Source organism: Maritalea mobilis, assembly GCF_004363175.1.
In the GTDB taxonomy this organism is placed as follows: domain Bacteria; phylum Pseudomonadota; class Alphaproteobacteria; order Rhizobiales; family Devosiaceae; genus Maritalea; species Maritalea mobilis.
The window spans coordinates 518089-533537 of sequence record NZ_SNYR01000003.1 but is presented as its reverse complement, the minus strand read 5'-3'; the positions used below and the strand labels follow the sequence as shown (position 1 = coordinate 533537).

Annotated in this window: 13 protein-coding genes; 3 read left to right on the top strand and 10 right to left on the bottom strand. The window is 52.7% G+C overall.

Annotation, left to right across the window (positions count from 1 at the left end; genetic code table 11):
• Window positions 1–2 precede the first annotated feature (2 nt).
• From ATL17_RS15235 to ATL17_RS15210, 6 genes are read right to left on the bottom strand one after another with little or no spacing between them, the layout of a single operon-like run.
• The gene (locus ATL17_RS15235) at window positions 3–851 is read right to left on the bottom strand and encodes a hydroxymethylglutaryl-CoA lyase (RefSeq protein WP_133573668.1); all 849 of its coding nucleotides are present in this window, start codon (window positions 849–851) and stop codon (window positions 3–5) included.
• Window positions 844–2817: an acetyl-CoA carboxylase biotin carboxylase subunit gene (locus ATL17_RS15230; protein ID WP_133573667.1), complete on the bottom strand. Its 1974-nt coding sequence runs from the start codon at window positions 2815–2817 to the stop codon at window positions 844–846. The genes ATL17_RS15235 and ATL17_RS15230 overlap by 8 nt, the downstream gene beginning before the upstream one ends.
• A complete protein-coding gene (locus ATL17_RS15225; protein ID WP_133573666.1) occupies window positions 2810–3085 on the bottom strand; it encodes a hypothetical protein in 276 nt (91 codons plus the stop codon). The genes ATL17_RS15230 and ATL17_RS15225 overlap by 8 nt, the downstream gene beginning before the upstream one ends.
• Window positions 3086–3096: 11 nt before the next feature.
• On the bottom strand, window positions 3097–4704 hold the full coding sequence (locus ATL17_RS15220) for a carboxyl transferase domain-containing protein (RefSeq protein WP_133573665.1): 1608 nt from the start codon (window positions 4702–4704) through the stop codon (window positions 3097–3099).
• 8 nt (window positions 4705–4712) lie between these two features.
• A complete protein-coding gene (locus ATL17_RS15215; RefSeq protein ID WP_484177341.1) occupies window positions 4713–5861 on the bottom strand; it encodes an isovaleryl-CoA dehydrogenase in 1149 nt (382 codons plus the stop codon).
• Window positions 5862–5877: 16 nt separating this feature from the next.
• Window positions 5878–6483, bottom strand: coding sequence for a TetR/AcrR family transcriptional regulator (locus ATL17_RS15210; protein ID WP_133573663.1), 606 nt, complete (start codon window positions 6481–6483; stop codon window positions 5878–5880).
• Window positions 6484–7079: 596 nt separating this feature from the next.
• On the opposite strand from ATL17_RS15210, the gene rpiB reads away from it, so the two are divergent.
• Window positions 7080–7511 carry a ribose 5-phosphate isomerase B gene (rpiB, locus tag ATL17_RS15205; protein WP_133573662.1) on the top strand — a complete coding sequence of 144 codons (432 nt, stop codon included), beginning with the start codon at window positions 7080–7082 and terminating at the stop codon, window positions 7509–7511.
• A 39-nt stretch (window positions 7512–7550) separates the two neighbouring features.
• Here rpiB and ATL17_RS15200 read toward each other — a convergent pair whose 3' ends face one another.
• Window positions 7551–9350 (bottom strand): hypothetical protein, encoded by a 1800-nt coding sequence (locus ATL17_RS15200; RefSeq protein WP_133573661.1) that lies wholly within the window; start codon window positions 9348–9350, stop codon window positions 7551–7553.
• A gap of 115 nt (window positions 9351–9465) precedes the next feature.
• On the bottom strand, window positions 9466–10089 hold the full coding sequence (locus ATL17_RS15195) for a TetR/AcrR family transcriptional regulator (RefSeq protein ID WP_133573660.1): 624 nt from the start codon (window positions 10087–10089) through the stop codon (window positions 9466–9468).
• Between the two features lie 98 nt (window positions 10090–10187).
• Here ATL17_RS15195 and ATL17_RS15190 point away from each other — a divergent pair, with 98 nt between their 5' ends.
• Together ATL17_RS15190 and ATL17_RS15185 are read left to right on the top strand one after the other, a co-directional pair.
• Window positions 10188–10928 carry an SDR family NAD(P)-dependent oxidoreductase gene (locus ATL17_RS15190; RefSeq protein WP_133573659.1) on the top strand — a complete coding sequence of 247 codons (741 nt, stop codon included), beginning with the start codon at window positions 10188–10190 and terminating at the stop codon, window positions 10926–10928.
• 55 nt (window positions 10929–10983) lie between these two features.
• The gene (locus ATL17_RS15185; protein ID WP_166639061.1) at window positions 10984–12132 is read left to right on the top strand and encodes an MFS transporter; all 1149 of its coding nucleotides are present in this window, start codon (window positions 10984–10986) and stop codon (window positions 12130–12132) included.
• A 52-nt stretch (window positions 12133–12184) separates the two neighbouring features.
• Here the strand turns inward: ATL17_RS15185 and ATL17_RS15180 are convergent, their stop codons facing one another.
• Both ATL17_RS15180 and ATL17_RS15175 read right to left on the bottom strand, forming a co-directional pair.
• Complete coding sequence (locus ATL17_RS15180) at window positions 12185–14011, bottom strand: hypothetical protein (protein WP_133573657.1); 1827 nt, start codon at window positions 14009–14011, stop codon at window positions 12185–12187.
• Window positions 14012–14156: 145 nt separating this feature from the next.
• Window positions 14157–15248 (bottom strand): DUF2332 domain-containing protein, encoded by a 1092-nt coding sequence (locus tag ATL17_RS15175; RefSeq protein ID WP_133573656.1) that lies wholly within the window; start codon window positions 15246–15248, stop codon window positions 14157–14159.
• Window positions 15249–15449: the final 201 nt, after the last annotated feature.

Sequence of the window (15449 nt, the reverse complement as noted above, 5' to 3'; positions counted from 1 at the left end):
TTTTATCCCTTTAAGTTTAGGGCAAATTGGCTGGCTTTGGCGAGTTTTTCAAGGTCGAGGCCGGTGGCGAAGCCTTTGCTGTGTAGCAGGTTGGCGACTTTTTCGGTGGCGACATTGCCTTTAGCGCCGGGGGCGTATGGGCAGCCGCCGAGGCCGCCGACGGCGGCGTCGAAGGTGCGCAGGCCATAGCCGAGGCACACTTCGATATTGTCTAGCGCGCGGGCGTGGGTGTCGTGGAAATGGCCAGCCAGTTTGGCGATGGGCACGACCTGTTGCACTGCTTGCAGCATCAAAGAGGTGGTTTCGGGGGTGGCCGCGCCGATGGTGTCGCCGAGGCTGATTTCATAGCATCCCATGTCGTAAAGCGCTTTGGCGACGCGGGCAGTGTTTTCCGGTGGCGTTGGGCCATCATAGGGACAATCGGTGACGCAGGAGACATAGCCGCGCACGGGGATATTGTCGGCCTTAGCGGCAGCCAGCACCGGGGCAAACCGCTCTAAGCTCTCGTCGATGGAGCAATTGATGTTTTTCTGGCTGAAGCCTTCGGACGCGGAGGCGAAGATGGCGACTTCATCGGCGCGGGCGGCTTTTGCGCCTTCATAGCCGCGCAGATTGGGCGTGAGGGCGGCATAGGCAATGGTCGGATTGCGATGGATGCCCGCCAGCACGTCTGTCGCGTCGGCCATTTGCAGCACCCATTTGGGCGAGACAAAACTGGTAACTTCGATTTTGCTGAAGCCGCACTCGGACAACAGATCGACCAGCTCGATTTTATCGGCGGTGTCGATCAGTTTTTTCTCATTTTGCAGCCCGTCGCGCGGGCCCGTCTCAAATAATGTGACCTTATCCATCTTCGGGCTCCAGCGTAATCAGCATGGCACCATCTTGCACCTGATCGCCCATATTGACCAGCACTTCAGCCACTACCCCATCGCGCGGGGCGGCGAGAGCATGTTCCATTTTCATCGCTTCAATGGTGATCAGTTTTTCGCCCTTTTTCACCGCCTGCCCGGGTTTGGCCTTCAGGTCAACAATGGCGCCCGGCATGGGCGAGATCACATTGTCGCCGCTGGTGGCTTCTTCGGCCAATTCCACTTCGACGATGTCAAACTGGTGGCTTTGGCCATCGGCAAACAGGGTGAGCTGATTATGGGCCTGATTCGCCCGCATTTTTTGCTGGTGGTCGCCGAAGTTCAGCACCAATTTGTCGCCGTTCAGTTTGGCCGATTTCACCTCAACGGTTTGATCGTCAAACGCGACTTCATAGGCGCCCTCCAGAAGCTGGATGCGGCCAATGATTTCGCGGTCGGCATGATGCAGATGCAGGGGCAGGCTTTCGCCGGGCCAGGCGCGGTAAGCGGGCAAGCTCTGCCAGATATCGGTGGTTGGCTGTTGTGCCAGATTGCTGGCCACGATGAACGCGGCGGCGATGGTGTCGGCAGGGAGCTTGACCGGCTCGATCAGTGCGTTGAGATCGCGATCAATCAGGCCTGTATCCACCTTGCCTCGGGCAAAATCTTTGTGCTCGGTGAGGGCTTTCAAAAAGTCCTTATTGGTGACGAGGCCGACAATTTGGCTGTTGCCGAGGGCCTTGTTGAGCTTTTGCAGGGCTTCGGCACGGTCATTGGCGTGCACGGTTATTTTGGCGATCATCGGATCGTAAAAAGGCGAGATTTCATCGCCTGTAGCGACGCCAGAATCGATGCGGGCGGTTTGATCGTCGAGCGCCAGATGCTGCAAGGTGCCTGTGGCGGGCAGAAAGCCCTTGGGCACATCTTCCGCATAAAGCCGGGCTTCGAAGGCCCACCCATCGATCGACAAATCATCCTGTGTCATAGGCAATTTTTCGCCGCTGGCGACGCGCAATTGCCACGCCACCAGATCTTGCCCGGTGATCAATTCGGTGACCGGATGCTCCACCTGCAGGCGGGTATTCATTTCCATGAAGTAGAAGCCGTTCGGGTTGAGGCCGTTGGCGGCATCGACAATAAATTCCACCGTGCCTGCGCCGGAATAGTTGATCGCTTTCGCAGCCTTGACCGCCGCTTCGCCCATGGCGTTGCGCATCTCGCCGATCATGCCCGGCGCGGGGGCTTCTTCGATGACCTTTTGGTGACGGCGTTGCAGGGAGCAATCACGCTCAAACAGATGCACGGCATTGCCATGATCATCGCCAAAGACCTGGATTTCGATGTGGCGCGGGGTGGTGATATATTTTTCGATCAGCACCCGCGGGTCACCAAAGCTGGATTGACCTTCGCGCATGGCGCCTTCCAATGCCGACTTGAACTCTTTCGGATCATCGACACGGCGCATGCCTTTGCCGCCGCCGCCCGCGCGGGCTTTGACCAGCACCGGATAGCCGATCTTTTCGGCTTCTGCGGCGAGGAAATCAGCATCCTGATTGTCGCCATGATAGCCGGGCACCACGGGCACGCCCGCTTCTTCCATCAGCGCCTTGGCCGCGTCTTTAAGCCCCATTTTGCGGATCGCATCGGCAGAGGGGCCGATAAAACGGATATTGTTGGCTTCCAGCGCTTCTACAAAGTCTGGATTTTCCGAGAGGAAGCCATAGCCCGGATGCACCGCTTCCGCGCCCGTGCGCTTGACGATCTCAATGATCTTGTTGGCCTTCAAATAGCTTTCTGCCACAGGGCTAGGGCCAATATGATAGGCCTCGTCGGCCATTTGCACATGTTGCGCGTTCGCGTCCGCATCGGAATAAATGGCGACACATTGGATGCCCATTTGCTGCGCCGTGCGCATCACGCGACAGGCAATTTCACCCCGGTTGGCAATCAGAATTTTCTTAAACATCTTTGTCATCCAAAACTTCACCTAGTGGGGTATCCGCGCTTTTCTTCCACCGCACATGTTTGCGCTTGTTAAATTCATCCATCGCCTTGTCAGGTTCTTCAACCCAATCCATCTTGTCTACCCGGCGAAGTTTTCTATTGCCTAGCGCCTTACTACGCGGAATGTTCTTTCGCGAGCTTTTGTCGTTCTCTCCATAAGTGTTCCGACGATCTTTTTTGTAAGACAGATCTTTCTTTTCTTGCGGACTTCTGAATTTCTTTTCAGGCATTTATCGCGCTCCTACATTCTGAACAGGCCAAATTGCGTGTCCGCAATAGGGGCATTGAGGGACGCGCTGAGGGAGAGAGCGAGTTGATCGCGGGTGCGGCCGGGATGGATGATGCCATCGTCCCAGAGGCGCGCCGACGCGTAAAGCGGGTGGGACTGCTCTTCAAACTGATCGATGATCGGTTGCTTGAATTGTGCTTCCTCTTCCGCTGACCATTCGACGCCTTTGCGCTCCAGCCCGTCGCGGCGGACGGTGGCGAGAACGCCTGCGGCCTGTTCGCCGCCCATCACCGAGATGCGGGAGTTGGGCCATGTCCACAAAAAGCGTGGCTGATAGGCGCGGCCGCACATGCCATAATTGCCTGCGCCGAAGGAGCCGCCGACCAGCACGGTGATTTTGGGCACCGAGGTGGTGGCGACAGCAGTGACGAGTTTGGCCCCGTTTTTGGCGATGCCTTCATTTTCATATTTGCGGCCGACCATAAAGCCGGTGATGTTTTGCAAAAACACCAGCGGAATTTTGCGTTGCGAGCACAGCTCCACAAAATGCGCGCCTTTGACCGCGCTTTCAGAAAACAGCACGCCATTATTGGCGATGATGCCCACGGGCATGCCGTGGATATGGGCGAAACCGCAAACCAGCGTGGTGCCATAGCGGGCTTTGAATTCTTCAAAGCGCGAGCCATCGACCACGCGGGCGATCACCTCGCGAATATCGTAGGGCGTTTTCAAATCGCCGGGGACCACGCCGATGATCTCATTGGGATCATAAAGTGGGTCTTCGGGCGCTTGGGTGAGCAAGCTTGATGGTTTTTGCCGATTGAGATTAGCAACGGCTTCGCGGGCCAATTGCAAGGCATGTTCGTCATTTTCGGCCAAATGATCGGCCACGCCGGAGAGGCGCGTATGCACATCGCCGCCGCCCAGATCTTCTGCGGTAACCACTTCGCCCGTGGCGGCTTTCACCAAGGGCGGGCCCGCCAAAAAGATGGTGCCCTGATTTTTAACGATGATTGTTTCGTCTGACATGGCGGGCACATAGGCGCCGCCTGCGGTGCACGACCCCATCACCACCGCGATCTGTGCAATGCCCTTGGCGGACATATTGGCCTGATTGTAAAAAATCCGGCCAAAATGGTCGCGGTCGGCAAACACTTCATCCTGGTTGGGCAGGTTCGCGCCGCCACTATCCACCAGATAAACGCAGGGCAGATGGTTTTCGAGGGCGATTTCTTGCGCCCGCAAATGTTTTTTGACGGTCATGGGGTAATAGGTGCCGCCCTTAACGGTGGCATCGTTGCAGACCACCATCACCTCCTGCCCGGCCACGCGGCCAATGCCGGTGATCAGGCCCGCGCCGGGGGCATCGCCATTATAAAGGCCATGAGCCGCCGTGGCGCCGACTTCCAGAAAGGGCGAGCCGGGATCAAGCAATTTGGCCACCCGATCACGCGGCAGCAATTTGCCGCGCGACACATGGCGTTCGCGCGATTTTTCGCCGCCGCCCTGTCGGGCGATTTCAACCGCTTCTTCAATCTGCGCCATCTGGTTCAGCAGCGCTTTTTGATTGGTTTTAAAGCTCTCTGACGCGGTGGAGATTTGGGATTTAATGACCGCCATTTTGCCCTCTATTTCGTTTCCACGAACATTTCGCGACCGATCAACATGCGGCGAATTTCGCTGGTGCCGGCGCCGATTTCATAAAGTTTTGCATCGCGCAGCAAGCGGCCTGTTGGATATTCGTTGATATAGCCATTGCCGCCCAAAAGCTGGATGCCATCCAAGGCGCATTGCGTTGCTTTTTCAGCGGAATAAAGAATGCAGCCTGCGGCATCTTTGCGGGTGGTTTCGCCGCGATCACAGGCTTGGGCCACCGCATAAACATAGGCGCGGCTGGCGTTCATGGTGGAATAAATATCGGCCAATTTGCCCTGCACCAATTGGAACTCGCCAATGGGCTGGTTGAATTGCTTGCGCTCATGCACATAAGGCACGGCGACATCCAACACCGCATGCATGATGCCCACAGGGCCTGCGGCGAGCACCACGCGTTCATAATCCAAACCGGACATCAAAACGCGCACGCCTTTGTTCAATTCGCCCAAGATGTTCTCTTCCGGAACAAAGCAATCTTTAAACACCAGCTCACAGGTGTTGGAGCCGCGCATGCCCAGCTTGTCGAGCTTTTGCGCGGTGGAGAATCCGTCCATGCCTTTTTCGATGATAAAGGCGGTGATGCCTTTGGAATGGGCTTCGGGATCGGTTTTGGCATAAACCACCAGCGTATCTGCATCGGGGCCATTGGTGATCCACATTTTATTGCCAGTGAGGCTATAGCCACCCTCAACCTTTTTGGCGCGGAGCTGCATCGACACCACGTCTGAGCCAGCGCCGGGTTCGGACATGGCCAAGGCGCCCACATGGTCGCCAGAGATCAGCTTGGGCAGATATTTCTCTTTTTGCGCCTGGGTGCCGTTGCGGTAAATCTGATTGACGCAGAGATTGGAGTGCGCGCCATAAGACAAGCCTACAGAGGCCGAGGCGCGGCTGATTTCTTCCACAATCACACAGTGGGCCAAATAGCCCATTTCCACGCCGCCAAATTCTTCTGATACGGTGACGCCCAACAAACCCAGCTCACCGAACTCTTTCCAAAGCTCGTTGGGGAACTCATTGGTTTCATCGATCTTGGCCGCCATGGGCGCAATGCGATCTTGCGCGAAGCGGTGCACCATTTCGCGCAAGGCTTCAATATCTTCCCCAAGGGCGAAATTCATTCCGGTTGTGAACATTTCAGTGTCCTCCACTTAAGGTGATGCCCACAGATTGGCACACCAATTGAACATAAATATCTTCGATTTTTTGTTGGCTCAGCCGCCCTTGCTCTCGATACCAGGTGGTGACCCCGGTGAGCTGGGCCAGAATGGCCATAGCCGCGACATGGGTGTCGGCCAGATTGAACTGGCCCGCCATTTGCCCAGCGGCGAGAATATTTTTCGGGATCGCCTCATATTGGCGGCGCAGGGCTTCAATTTTCTTGAAATTGTCCAGTTCGAGATTGCGCAATTCCATATAGGAAATGAACACCTGATCCGGACGTTTCAGGTGATATTGAATATGGAAGCGGACAAAAGCTTCGAGCTGTTGCGCCGGATCTTTCGGCAGTTCCATGTCGCCCCACGCGTCGAGCAGCGCCTGCATATGATCGGCCAGCAAATTGGTGAGCAGCGCCTGCTTGTTGGGGCAATGATTGTAAAGCGCCCCCGCCTGCACCCCGACTTCCAAGGCAATCTCGCGCATGGACACGGCGGCATAACCCTTTTTTGCAAAGAGTTTCAGCGCCACTTCATCAATGCGCTTTGCAGTTTCTTGCCCGTTGGACCCTTGAGTGCGTGCCAAATTCGCCTCTCTTAATTAAATGAACGTTTGTTTATTTAACATGGTGCGGGACGGGTGGCAAGGGGGATGGGGTGTGGGGGCTATGGTAGAAAAGTTGTATGTGGCGCGTGGAGATGATCGGAGATGCTGTGGTTTTCCTGCTGCTGTCTCACTACGCGCTTGCTACCCCGGCAACCCCGGCTCTTTCCCGCCGCCGTCGTTCGCTACGCTCACTACCCCGGCCCCCCCGGCTCTTCTCCGCCGCCGTCGTTCGCTACGCTCACTACCCCGGCACCCCCGGCTTTTTCCCGCCGCCGTCGCTCACTACGTTCGCTACCCCGGCACCCCCGCCAATTGGTGCTTCACGTCAACTTTGTGCAACGCTCTTTCCATATTCCACGTCACCCCAAGGCTTGACCTTGGGGACCAATTCACTTATCGGCTTGCTGAAGATGAGGCGACTTTTTCAGGCGCATCTGCCATTTTGACAGCTCAATTGGATTGCAAGATCAAGTCTTGCAATGACGGCGTGCAGTGATTGACATTTTGCAAAATCAATTGCGTGGCACGAAGACATGCATATTAATGTTTGACACCACGGCAAATGGAATCACCTTATGAAAATCGCAATTGGCACTGATCACGCGGGTTATCGCTATAAAGAGAAGATCAAAGGCTTTTTGACCGAAGCCGGGCATGAGGTGCAGGATTTTGGCACCTTTAGCGATGAGTCTTGTGATTATCCGGACTTTATTTTCCCAGTCGCCAAGGCAGTGGCTGCAGGTGAATTTGAGCGCGGGATTGTGTTGGGCGGTTCGGGCAATGGTGAAGCCATTGCAGCTAACAAGGTTAAAGGCATTCGTTGTGCGGTGTGTTGGAACACACTTTCAGCCGAAATGGCGCGACGGCATAATGATGCCAATGTGCTCTCGCTGGGTGAACGCATGATCTATGAAGATCAGCTTGAAGCCATTGTGACCACGTGGCTGGAGACGCCGTTTGATGGTGGCCGGCACGAGCGACGTATCCAGAAGATTGAGCGCCTCTAAATCAACGGCGCGCGATAAAGTTTGGCTTCGGCGCTGGGCCTACAATGAAATGAAGTTCAGTTTTTCCACCTCAAAATATTGAGCAAAGAGCGTGGGATCTTTAATGATAAACTGGATCAAGCCGACAGGGACCGACGCTTTTTTGGCGCGGGCGATGAGCTGAAGCTCTGACTTTCCCTCAACAAAGGATTTCATCTGAGCAGTCATTTGCTCGGCGGTGAAATGTTCGGCGAGCACATCGCTGTAAAGCGCAATCGCTTGTGCGGCAGACAATTCCAACTCTTGTTGAGTGAGGCTTCTATTTTCTGTGCCCTCTGAATACATGAAGGCGTTTTCATCAATAGAGCTCTTCACCTCAAACCGATCAAGTTTCAGTGTGATTGCAGACATGGCAGCAGCGGCGGCATTGCCGGAAAACAAGATCGAATCCGCCCCGGACAGTTGGGCATTCAACTGCACATTAATGCCCGGCGAAACATCGACCGAAATTTCATTTACTTGAACAAGTTGCTGATCTTCCTGCCACACCATATCCAGATTGATATTTGCCACACGGAAATTGAAGAATTTTTCCAGCAGTCCATGAAATGCATTGTTGGAAAAGGTGTCGGGATGCACACCCAACATCATGTCAGAAAGCGAAAGCTGGATTTTGGTGGGCACCTCATTTCTGTGGGCACCAAGGGTAAGATCTGCACTGCCGTTCAGATACCCCCACCGCGGAGATGACAGATGTAATTTTTTGGCGGCGATCCCGTCCATTTGAGGGGTTAAAAAGGAGGAATCATTTGCCAAATCTTCGAAAGTGAAGTCTTCGATATTTTGGAGATTCTCAATCACATGCTTGAAATCCATTGGCTTTAAAGTGAGCTCCCCAAGGCTGAACACGCCGCCCCCATATTCCTCACCATCCAAAAAAATATCTCTTAAGGTGAAGTTTCCAAGCCTTCCATCTGCCGCCTTGTCGGCGACAATCTGATCAATTTGGATGCTAAGCAACCCACCAAAGCCTGAGGTGCAATTGGCACTCTGTGCGCTATAGGCGTCAAATTGAGTGCCTGCAACTTCCTGAAAAAGCGCCTCATAAATCAACTTCGTTGTGGAGGCATCGGGGTTAAGTTCTGGATTTTCTTCCGACGCGTCATGCGCCAAAAGCGCCGCGGCGACATCGCCTGGAATTTTATTATTTTTGGCGACGATATTTGTTGCCACGACATTTTGTGCGGTGCAGCCAAATTCCATACCACTAACTTCAACCCGCTCAACATGCAGCGCCGCATATAATAAGGGAAGAATATTGCTATGCTGTTGGGTGATCAATTGCTTTTCCAGCAGGGCGGCCAAAATATCAAACTGGGCGAAAGAGACATCGTGATAGGCCACACGGATGGGGTCAATTGGATCATCTCTACCCAGAAAATGACTTTGCGACTCACGATATTCTTTTATTGTCGCGGTTTGCGCGATGCCGTTTTTCACCTGTCTGAAAGACAAGTTTTCGAACCGCACCTTATTGTTTAAGCGAGATTCGTCCGCAGTGATGCCAACTTCAATTTCAATAAGCGGCACAAGAATCGACGCCGCATTCAATATCTTGCGAAGCTGTGCTTCATCACCCGCATCTATGGCAGCGAAAATCTCGTTTTGTGAGGCGTTGCCACCTTCAATGTTTAGATCTGAAAATTTGATTGTGTAGCTGATGTCGTCTACGGACAGATCGAGCTGGATTTGCTTTTCAAACGCAAATTCAGGCTGCGTTTGCGCTTTGGAAATGGCAGGAAACAATAAAAATATATGGACCACAATAAATAAAAATAAAGCGGCGAAGAAGCGAGACATAAATAGCCCTTCGAATTATCAATTAAAAATTATGTTAAGTCTTATGGCCAAATTTATGTGACATTTCAAATAAAAAGGGCCTCAAATTTGGGGGTTTTGATTTTAATGTTAAAGCTCAAGCATTCACAGTTTGACGACAGGCGGTGATCGCATTGTCCCATCCAGCCATTGTTGTGGTGGCCACAGACAACAGTTTTTCTCTTGAAGCGCCATCTTGTGCCTGGATCGACATGCCGTGCTGCACGGTTGAAACATAGTCGGCCAGCTGTTCGCTGATCAAATCTGTGGGAAGCTCGCCTTGCTGTTTGGCCTGTTCAAAGCGCTGCACCAGAAGATGGACACTGCTGAGGCGACGTTCGCGCAGTTCTGCGCAAACTGACGGATGTGCTTCACATTGGGGGGCGGCCAGCACAATCATGCAACCACGCGGTTGTTCTCGTCTCGTATAGGCGCAAGCGGTGGCACGCAACACAGCCTCAACGGCTTCACGTGCACTGTCTGCCTTATCCAGATTATCCCAAATGCCCGCGCCATCGGTGCGGACATATTGATCAAGCGCCGCGCGGAACAGACCTTCTTTGCTGCCAAAAGCGGCATAGATGCTGGGCGGGTTAAGCTTCATCGCGGCCGAAAGCTCCGCCATCGACGCTTCTGCAAAGCCTTTGGACCAAAAGACTTCCACCGCATTTTGCAGCACTTTTTCTCGATCAAATTTGGGTGGACGACCACGTGTTGCCATGCGCGGCTCCTCTTTTTTGTAACATATAATACATAAATCGGTTGACAGGCGAGATCAAGTTTATATTTATGTATTAATCATTACAAAAAGGATTCGATATGACAAATTTGAATGGAAAATCAGCTTTGATCACTGGTGGCAGCCGTGGCGTGGGCGCAGCGACCGCCAAAGCTTTGGCTGCACAAGGCGCCTTTGTGACTCTGACTTACGCCCAATCTGCTGAGGGCGCGCAAAAGGTGGTGCAAGAGATTGAAGCGGCAGGCGGCAAAGCCCAAGCGGTGCAGGCTGATAACCGTGATGAAGTGGCAATGGCAGCGGCTGTTGAAGCGGCCACCAAATATCATGACGGTCTCGACGTGTTGGTGAATAATGCCGGCATTTTTAATGTCGGGCCATTTGAAGAACTGGACGCAGCCGCGTTTGACCAAACCATTTCAGTGAATGTGCGCGGCGTTTATCTGATCACACAGGCCGCCGTGAAAAAAATGAATAAGGGTGGCCGGATTATCACCATCGGCAGCAATTTGGCGGTGCGGGTGCCCGGCCCTGGCATGAGCCTTTATGCCATGAGCAAAGCGGCACTTATCGGGCTGACCAAAGCGCTGGCACGTGAGTATGGCGTGCGCGAAATTGCCGCTAATATTGTCCATCCCGGCTCAACTGACACGGACATGAACCCCGCCGATGGGCCGTTTTCCGATGCGCAGCGCAGCTTGATGGCCATTCCGCGTTACAACCAGCCAACTGATGTGGCGAACATGGTGACATGGTTGGCAGGTTCCGCATCGCCCACCATTACCGGTGCCGAATTCACCATCGATAGCGGCACGAATATCTAGTTTAATGGCTATTCTCCACAAGCCATTTCCGAACCCCAACCGGGGGATGAGACTTGTGGACTTTTTTGTCCCTTGTCTCGTCCTCTCGATTTTGGGCATTGTCACCATCGAATTTATGCTGGTTGGATTGCTGCCCGAAATGGCCAAGGCGTTTGATGTTTCGTTGGAAACAATTGGGCGTCTCGTTTCGCTGTTTGCGCTTGGTGCGGCGATCGGTGGGCCAATCCTCACTTTCGCTGTGGCGCGGCTTCCCAATCATTTGGTGCTGACCGTTGGGTTGCTGATCTTTGCACTGCTCACCGCAACAATTGCCATCACCCCTTCATTTGAAGGGGTGGCCCTGATGCGGTTTTTGCAAGGCATTTTGCTGCCTCCCCTGGTGAGCGTGGGCAGCGCCGCGGCAGCCGCGGTGGCACTGCCGGGCAAAGGCGGCAAAGCCATCGCGCAAGTGAATTTTGGCACCGTGCTGGGCAGTGTTTTTGCCGTGCCTGCTGCGGCCGGGGCTGCTCACTTTCTCGGGTGGAATGGGGTGCATATTTTTGCCGCGCTATTTGTGTTGCTGAGCGCACCATTGATTTGGTTTACCACGCCGCGCGAGAACGCCGTGAACGTGCCCACATTTTCCAACCAGCTCCACTTGCTGACCCAACCAACTTTTTTTGTGCACCTGCTCGCGACTGGCTTGGTGTTTGCGGGCACCTTTACCGCCTATAGCTATATCTTGCCGTTTCTTGGTGAGGTTTTGGGGTTTGCGCCGCCAACCATCGGCGCCTTGCTGTTTGGTTTCGGCGTGGCGGGATTGTTGGGCAATTGGCTTGCCGGATTGATGGTGGATCGCGGCCCGACCCGCTTAACGCTGATTGTGGCTAGTATTCTCGGCTTATCCATCCTCACCCTCTCGCTCCAGATCTCCAATATGGTGGCGAGCTTTGTGATCATTTCGATTTGGGGTGGGGCGCATATTGCGGCCTTTGTAACTTGCCAAGTACGGGTGATGAAAATGGGCGCAAGCGCCGCCGCATTTGCCGGGGCCATGAATATTGCAACTGCAAATTTAGGGATTGCTGGCGGTGCTGCGCTGGGCGGTGCCGTTACTGACCTCTATGGGCTCAGCGCAATTGGCATTGCGGGCGCCATTCTCTGCCTTTTGGCGGTATTGGTGACGCTGGTGCTGCTGATTGTGGAACGGCACGACGCGCCATAAACAAAAGGCCGCCCATTGGGCGGCCTTTCTTTTTAGCTCAATGGATTGATTTCTATTCAAGGGTTGAATTGAGGTCCACAAAGTCTAGCAATTTGGTTGGATCAGACTGCAGCATCATCAATTGTGGCATACCGAGACCAGAATTTGATTTTGCTTTCAGGTTCACATTGATCTTTTTGTCGCCGCCTAGGAAGCCAGCAACATCTTCACCAAGTTTCACTGCAGAATCAGTGCCACCCAACATGCCCACAATCATGCCTTGAGACATGGCGGTAACTTGGTTGGCGAAAGCCTCAACTGGTGCGCCTTGCTCTTCGGCAGCTTGTGCCAAAGCAAGTTTCACCAAGCCTTCATCATCGATCATGACATTAAGATCAGTCACAGCAAGTGACATGGCAGACATCATCGCCATTTGCGGATCATTGGCGAACAAGGCTTCAGTTGCGCCATTGATGGTACCGCGAATTTCGGCAGTGCCGAATTCTTTCAACGCCACAGTGAGTGCATTGATGTTGATCTGCTCATTTTCAGCATTCCAATCAAGATCAGCAACAAAACCGAGATTAACCTCTGTCAGGCCTGCCTCGATAAGCTTTTGAATGCTCTCATCATCTGATTCTGTTGGCAGATTCGCTTTAAGCGCTAGGGCTTCGATGCGAATATCTGCTGGGATGCCGTTTTGATATTGCGCGAGGCTGATATCAAATTTGTCCATTGTGCCGAGGATGCGTTCACCGTCTTCTTCCTCATTTGGCACATCAAATTCTACGCCGGCGATGGTGAGGCCGCGAATGGTTGGGATCAAGCTGCGTGCATTTTGCTCAAACCATTCTTCGGTATATTCAGACGCTTCGCCCAATTTTGCGAAGGTTGGGCCAAAGTCGATTTCTTTGAAGGTGAAATTGTCGAGCTTGAAGTAACCTTCTTGCTCGCCTTCAACTTTCACTTCGATGTTCGACACAGAGAATTCAGGGTAAATGCCGTTGCCGAATGAGCCGATTGAAATTTCGCCAGTGCTGAAGTTGAACTTGTTGTCATCTTCTTCACCTGAACAGGCAATACCATCCATGGTGGTTGGGGCAGATTCAAAGCCGAACAACAATTGCGCATAGAAATCAACGATTGTGCCCAATTGTTCTTGGCTTGGATTGTCGCCAGCCGCTTCGATTTCTTCAACCATGGTGGCGAGCTTAGTGAAATCCATTGAAGATGGTTTTGCACTAAAGGTGCCAGATTGGGCTTTGCCAAACTCACAGCTAAAAGCTTCAGAAGTGATGTCGCCGCCAGCCAATTTATAGCTGCTATAAACCACTTCCATATCGTCTGATTTCGGCCGTTCGATCAAACCATAGGCACCCAACAAAGCAGGCAGGTTCATGTCTGTGATTTCAGACAGACCGTATTTGAAGCCCACCTCTTCATAAGGGGTTTCAACTTCGCCCTTTGTGCCGAAATCGCCAAGGGTTTCTTCAACGGAAACGCGCTGCGCAACACCGTTGCGTACATTTTCAAAGCGAATTTCTCTCAACACCATTTCATTGGTGCTGACTGTATCTTCCACTTTAATTTCGTATGAAAAACGCAATTCAGGAATGCGAATCGTATCTGCATTCAAACCTGCCAGTTGGTCAGCATTTTCTGCCAATTTACCGGTGAGAATTTCGCGCAATGTCACCTCATCCATATTGGAATTGGTCATATCGATCGCACCAACCTCAACTTTGTGGCTGATGGAGGATGACATAGACTGGCTGGCTTCAGTTGCAGCATCAGTGTCTTGCGCCAAAACAGGGCTGGCAACACCGATTGAAATGGCCGCGACTGAGGCGCAAAGCATGGATTTAAGCGGTTTACGACCGCGGGCAAAAAGGTGCGGCATGTTGAGGTCTCCCTTAAGGCGCATCAAAAATTGGTTTTATGTTATGCACTTAGCAAACAATTATGACACCACTTTAGCAAGCGATAGGGCGAAATTTTGTTCGCATCGACACGCATATGGTTTCTTATTCATAAACATCAAGCATTTATAACTTAATCGGTTTTTCTTTCTCATGCCAAGTCACCCACCGACCATGGGCATCAGCGCGGCCCAATTCCACCATATTTCCAGTGGGCCAAAGCTGTTGGGTGATGGCAAATCCGGGCTTTTGCCCATCCACTTCCAATTGCAGCCACACAAGCGGCGTGGCGGCATCTGCCTCTGCACCTTTTGCGGCCAATAGATCGCGAATCTCTTGCTGCGCAGCGGCAGGGAAATATTGAAAGGCCACCGTGTTATAAACCACATGAAGCTGACCCGGCTTTAGCTCTGCTAATTTTTGTTTTAGCCAGGAGGCGGCATCTGCAGCTTCGATTTTAATATTGAGCTGAGTTGCCAAATTGATGGCTTTTTCGGTGCGGGTCACCCGTTCAATTTGGTCCGGCCAAATATAAGACATGAGGCGGGTGGCATTTTCGGCATGGATTGTGTTTAACGGGTTCAAATCGCACCCCGAGCGTGACGCAATGTTCAGCTCTGCATGAGGTGGGGTTGGACCTTGCCAATCTGGCTGCAAGGTAAATGGCGCGCCTTCCGGCCCGAAATGTTGGTCGGCGAATTGATAGGCAAAATGGTCGAGCGCCAAATTGAGCCCTGCACTTGCGCCCATTTCATACAAATTGATGGGCAATTGGAATTGAACCGAAAGCTTTAACAAGGCAGGCATTAGGGCGCTGGCGCGACGCACTTCATTGGTTTGCGGGGCAAACTCGATTTGCGCCAAAATCTGATCTTCAAATTCGAGCACGGCTTGATCCAGCACGTGCCAAAAATGTTCATCGAGCTGTCTGGCGTGGTGCGGCGGATAGAGCGTGGTTAAGGATGGGGATTGGCCAGAGCGGGCCAAGGCGTTGAACGCACCACACAGGCGCAGCGGCACAGAATGAACGCGATAGGTGATATCACCCGGCCAAGTGGCCAATCTCTCTTCCAACGCCACTGAAGAAAATGTACGCGCTGCCATCATTTGGCAGAGCTGCGCTGTGAATGGCGATCCCAACGCGGCGCATGCCTCAGACTGCATGTGGCAGGCTTCGATGAAATTTGCGCGGTTGGCGAGGATATTTTCGGTCGACATTGGCACTCTCCTTAGCTTGTTGGCTTAGGCATGGGCGCAAAATGGGAAGCCGTCAAATTAGAAGTTAAGTATAAATACCCTCGAATCTCCACAAACTTTGAAAGTTCTAACTTTGAAATAGTATTTATACTCATCTAAATTCTTTATCTCCTCCCTCTTGCCTTAGTGCATTGGTGTATTATTTAACTAATACACTTATGG

Bases quoted from the DNA above. Each gene is read 5' to 3' on its own strand.
- ATL17_RS15235 (WP_133573668.1), bottom strand. From the start codon at position 851: ATGGATAAGGTCACATTATTTGAGACGGGCCCGCGCGACGGGCTGCAA.
- ATL17_RS15230 (WP_133573667.1), bottom strand. From the start codon at position 2,817: ATGTTTAAGAAAATTCTGATTGCCAACCGGGGTGAAATTGCCTGTCGC.
- ATL17_RS15225 (WP_133573666.1), bottom strand. From the start codon at position 3,085: ATGCCTGAAAAGAAATTCAGAAGTCCGCAAGAAAAGAAAGATCTGTCT.
- ATL17_RS15220 (WP_133573665.1), bottom strand. From the start codon at position 4,704: ATGGCGGTCATTAAATCCCAAATCTCCACCGCGTCAGAGAGCTTTAAA.
- ATL17_RS15215 (WP_484177341.1), bottom strand. From the start codon at position 5,861: ATGAATTTCGCCCTTGGGGAAGATATTGAAGCCTTGCGCGAAATGGTG.
- rpiB (WP_133573662.1), top strand. From the start codon at position 7,080: ATGAAAATCGCAATTGGCACTGATCACGCGGGTTATCGCTATAAAGAG.
- ATL17_RS15200 (WP_133573661.1), bottom strand. From the start codon at position 9,350: ATGTCTCGCTTCTTCGCCGCTTTATTTTTATTTATTGTGGTCCATATA.
- ATL17_RS15195 (WP_133573660.1), bottom strand. From the start codon at position 10,089: ATGGCAACACGTGGTCGTCCACCCAAATTTGATCGAGAAAAAGTGCTG.
- ATL17_RS15190 (WP_133573659.1), top strand. From the start codon at position 10,188: ATGACAAATTTGAATGGAAAATCAGCTTTGATCACTGGTGGCAGCCGT.
- ATL17_RS15180 (WP_133573657.1), bottom strand. From the start codon at position 14,011: ATGCCGCACCTTTTTGCCCGCGGTCGTAAACCGCTTAAATCCATGCTT.
- ATL17_RS15175 (WP_133573656.1), bottom strand. From the start codon at position 15,248: ATGTCGACCGAAAATATCCTCGCCAACCGCGCAAATTTCATCGAAGCC.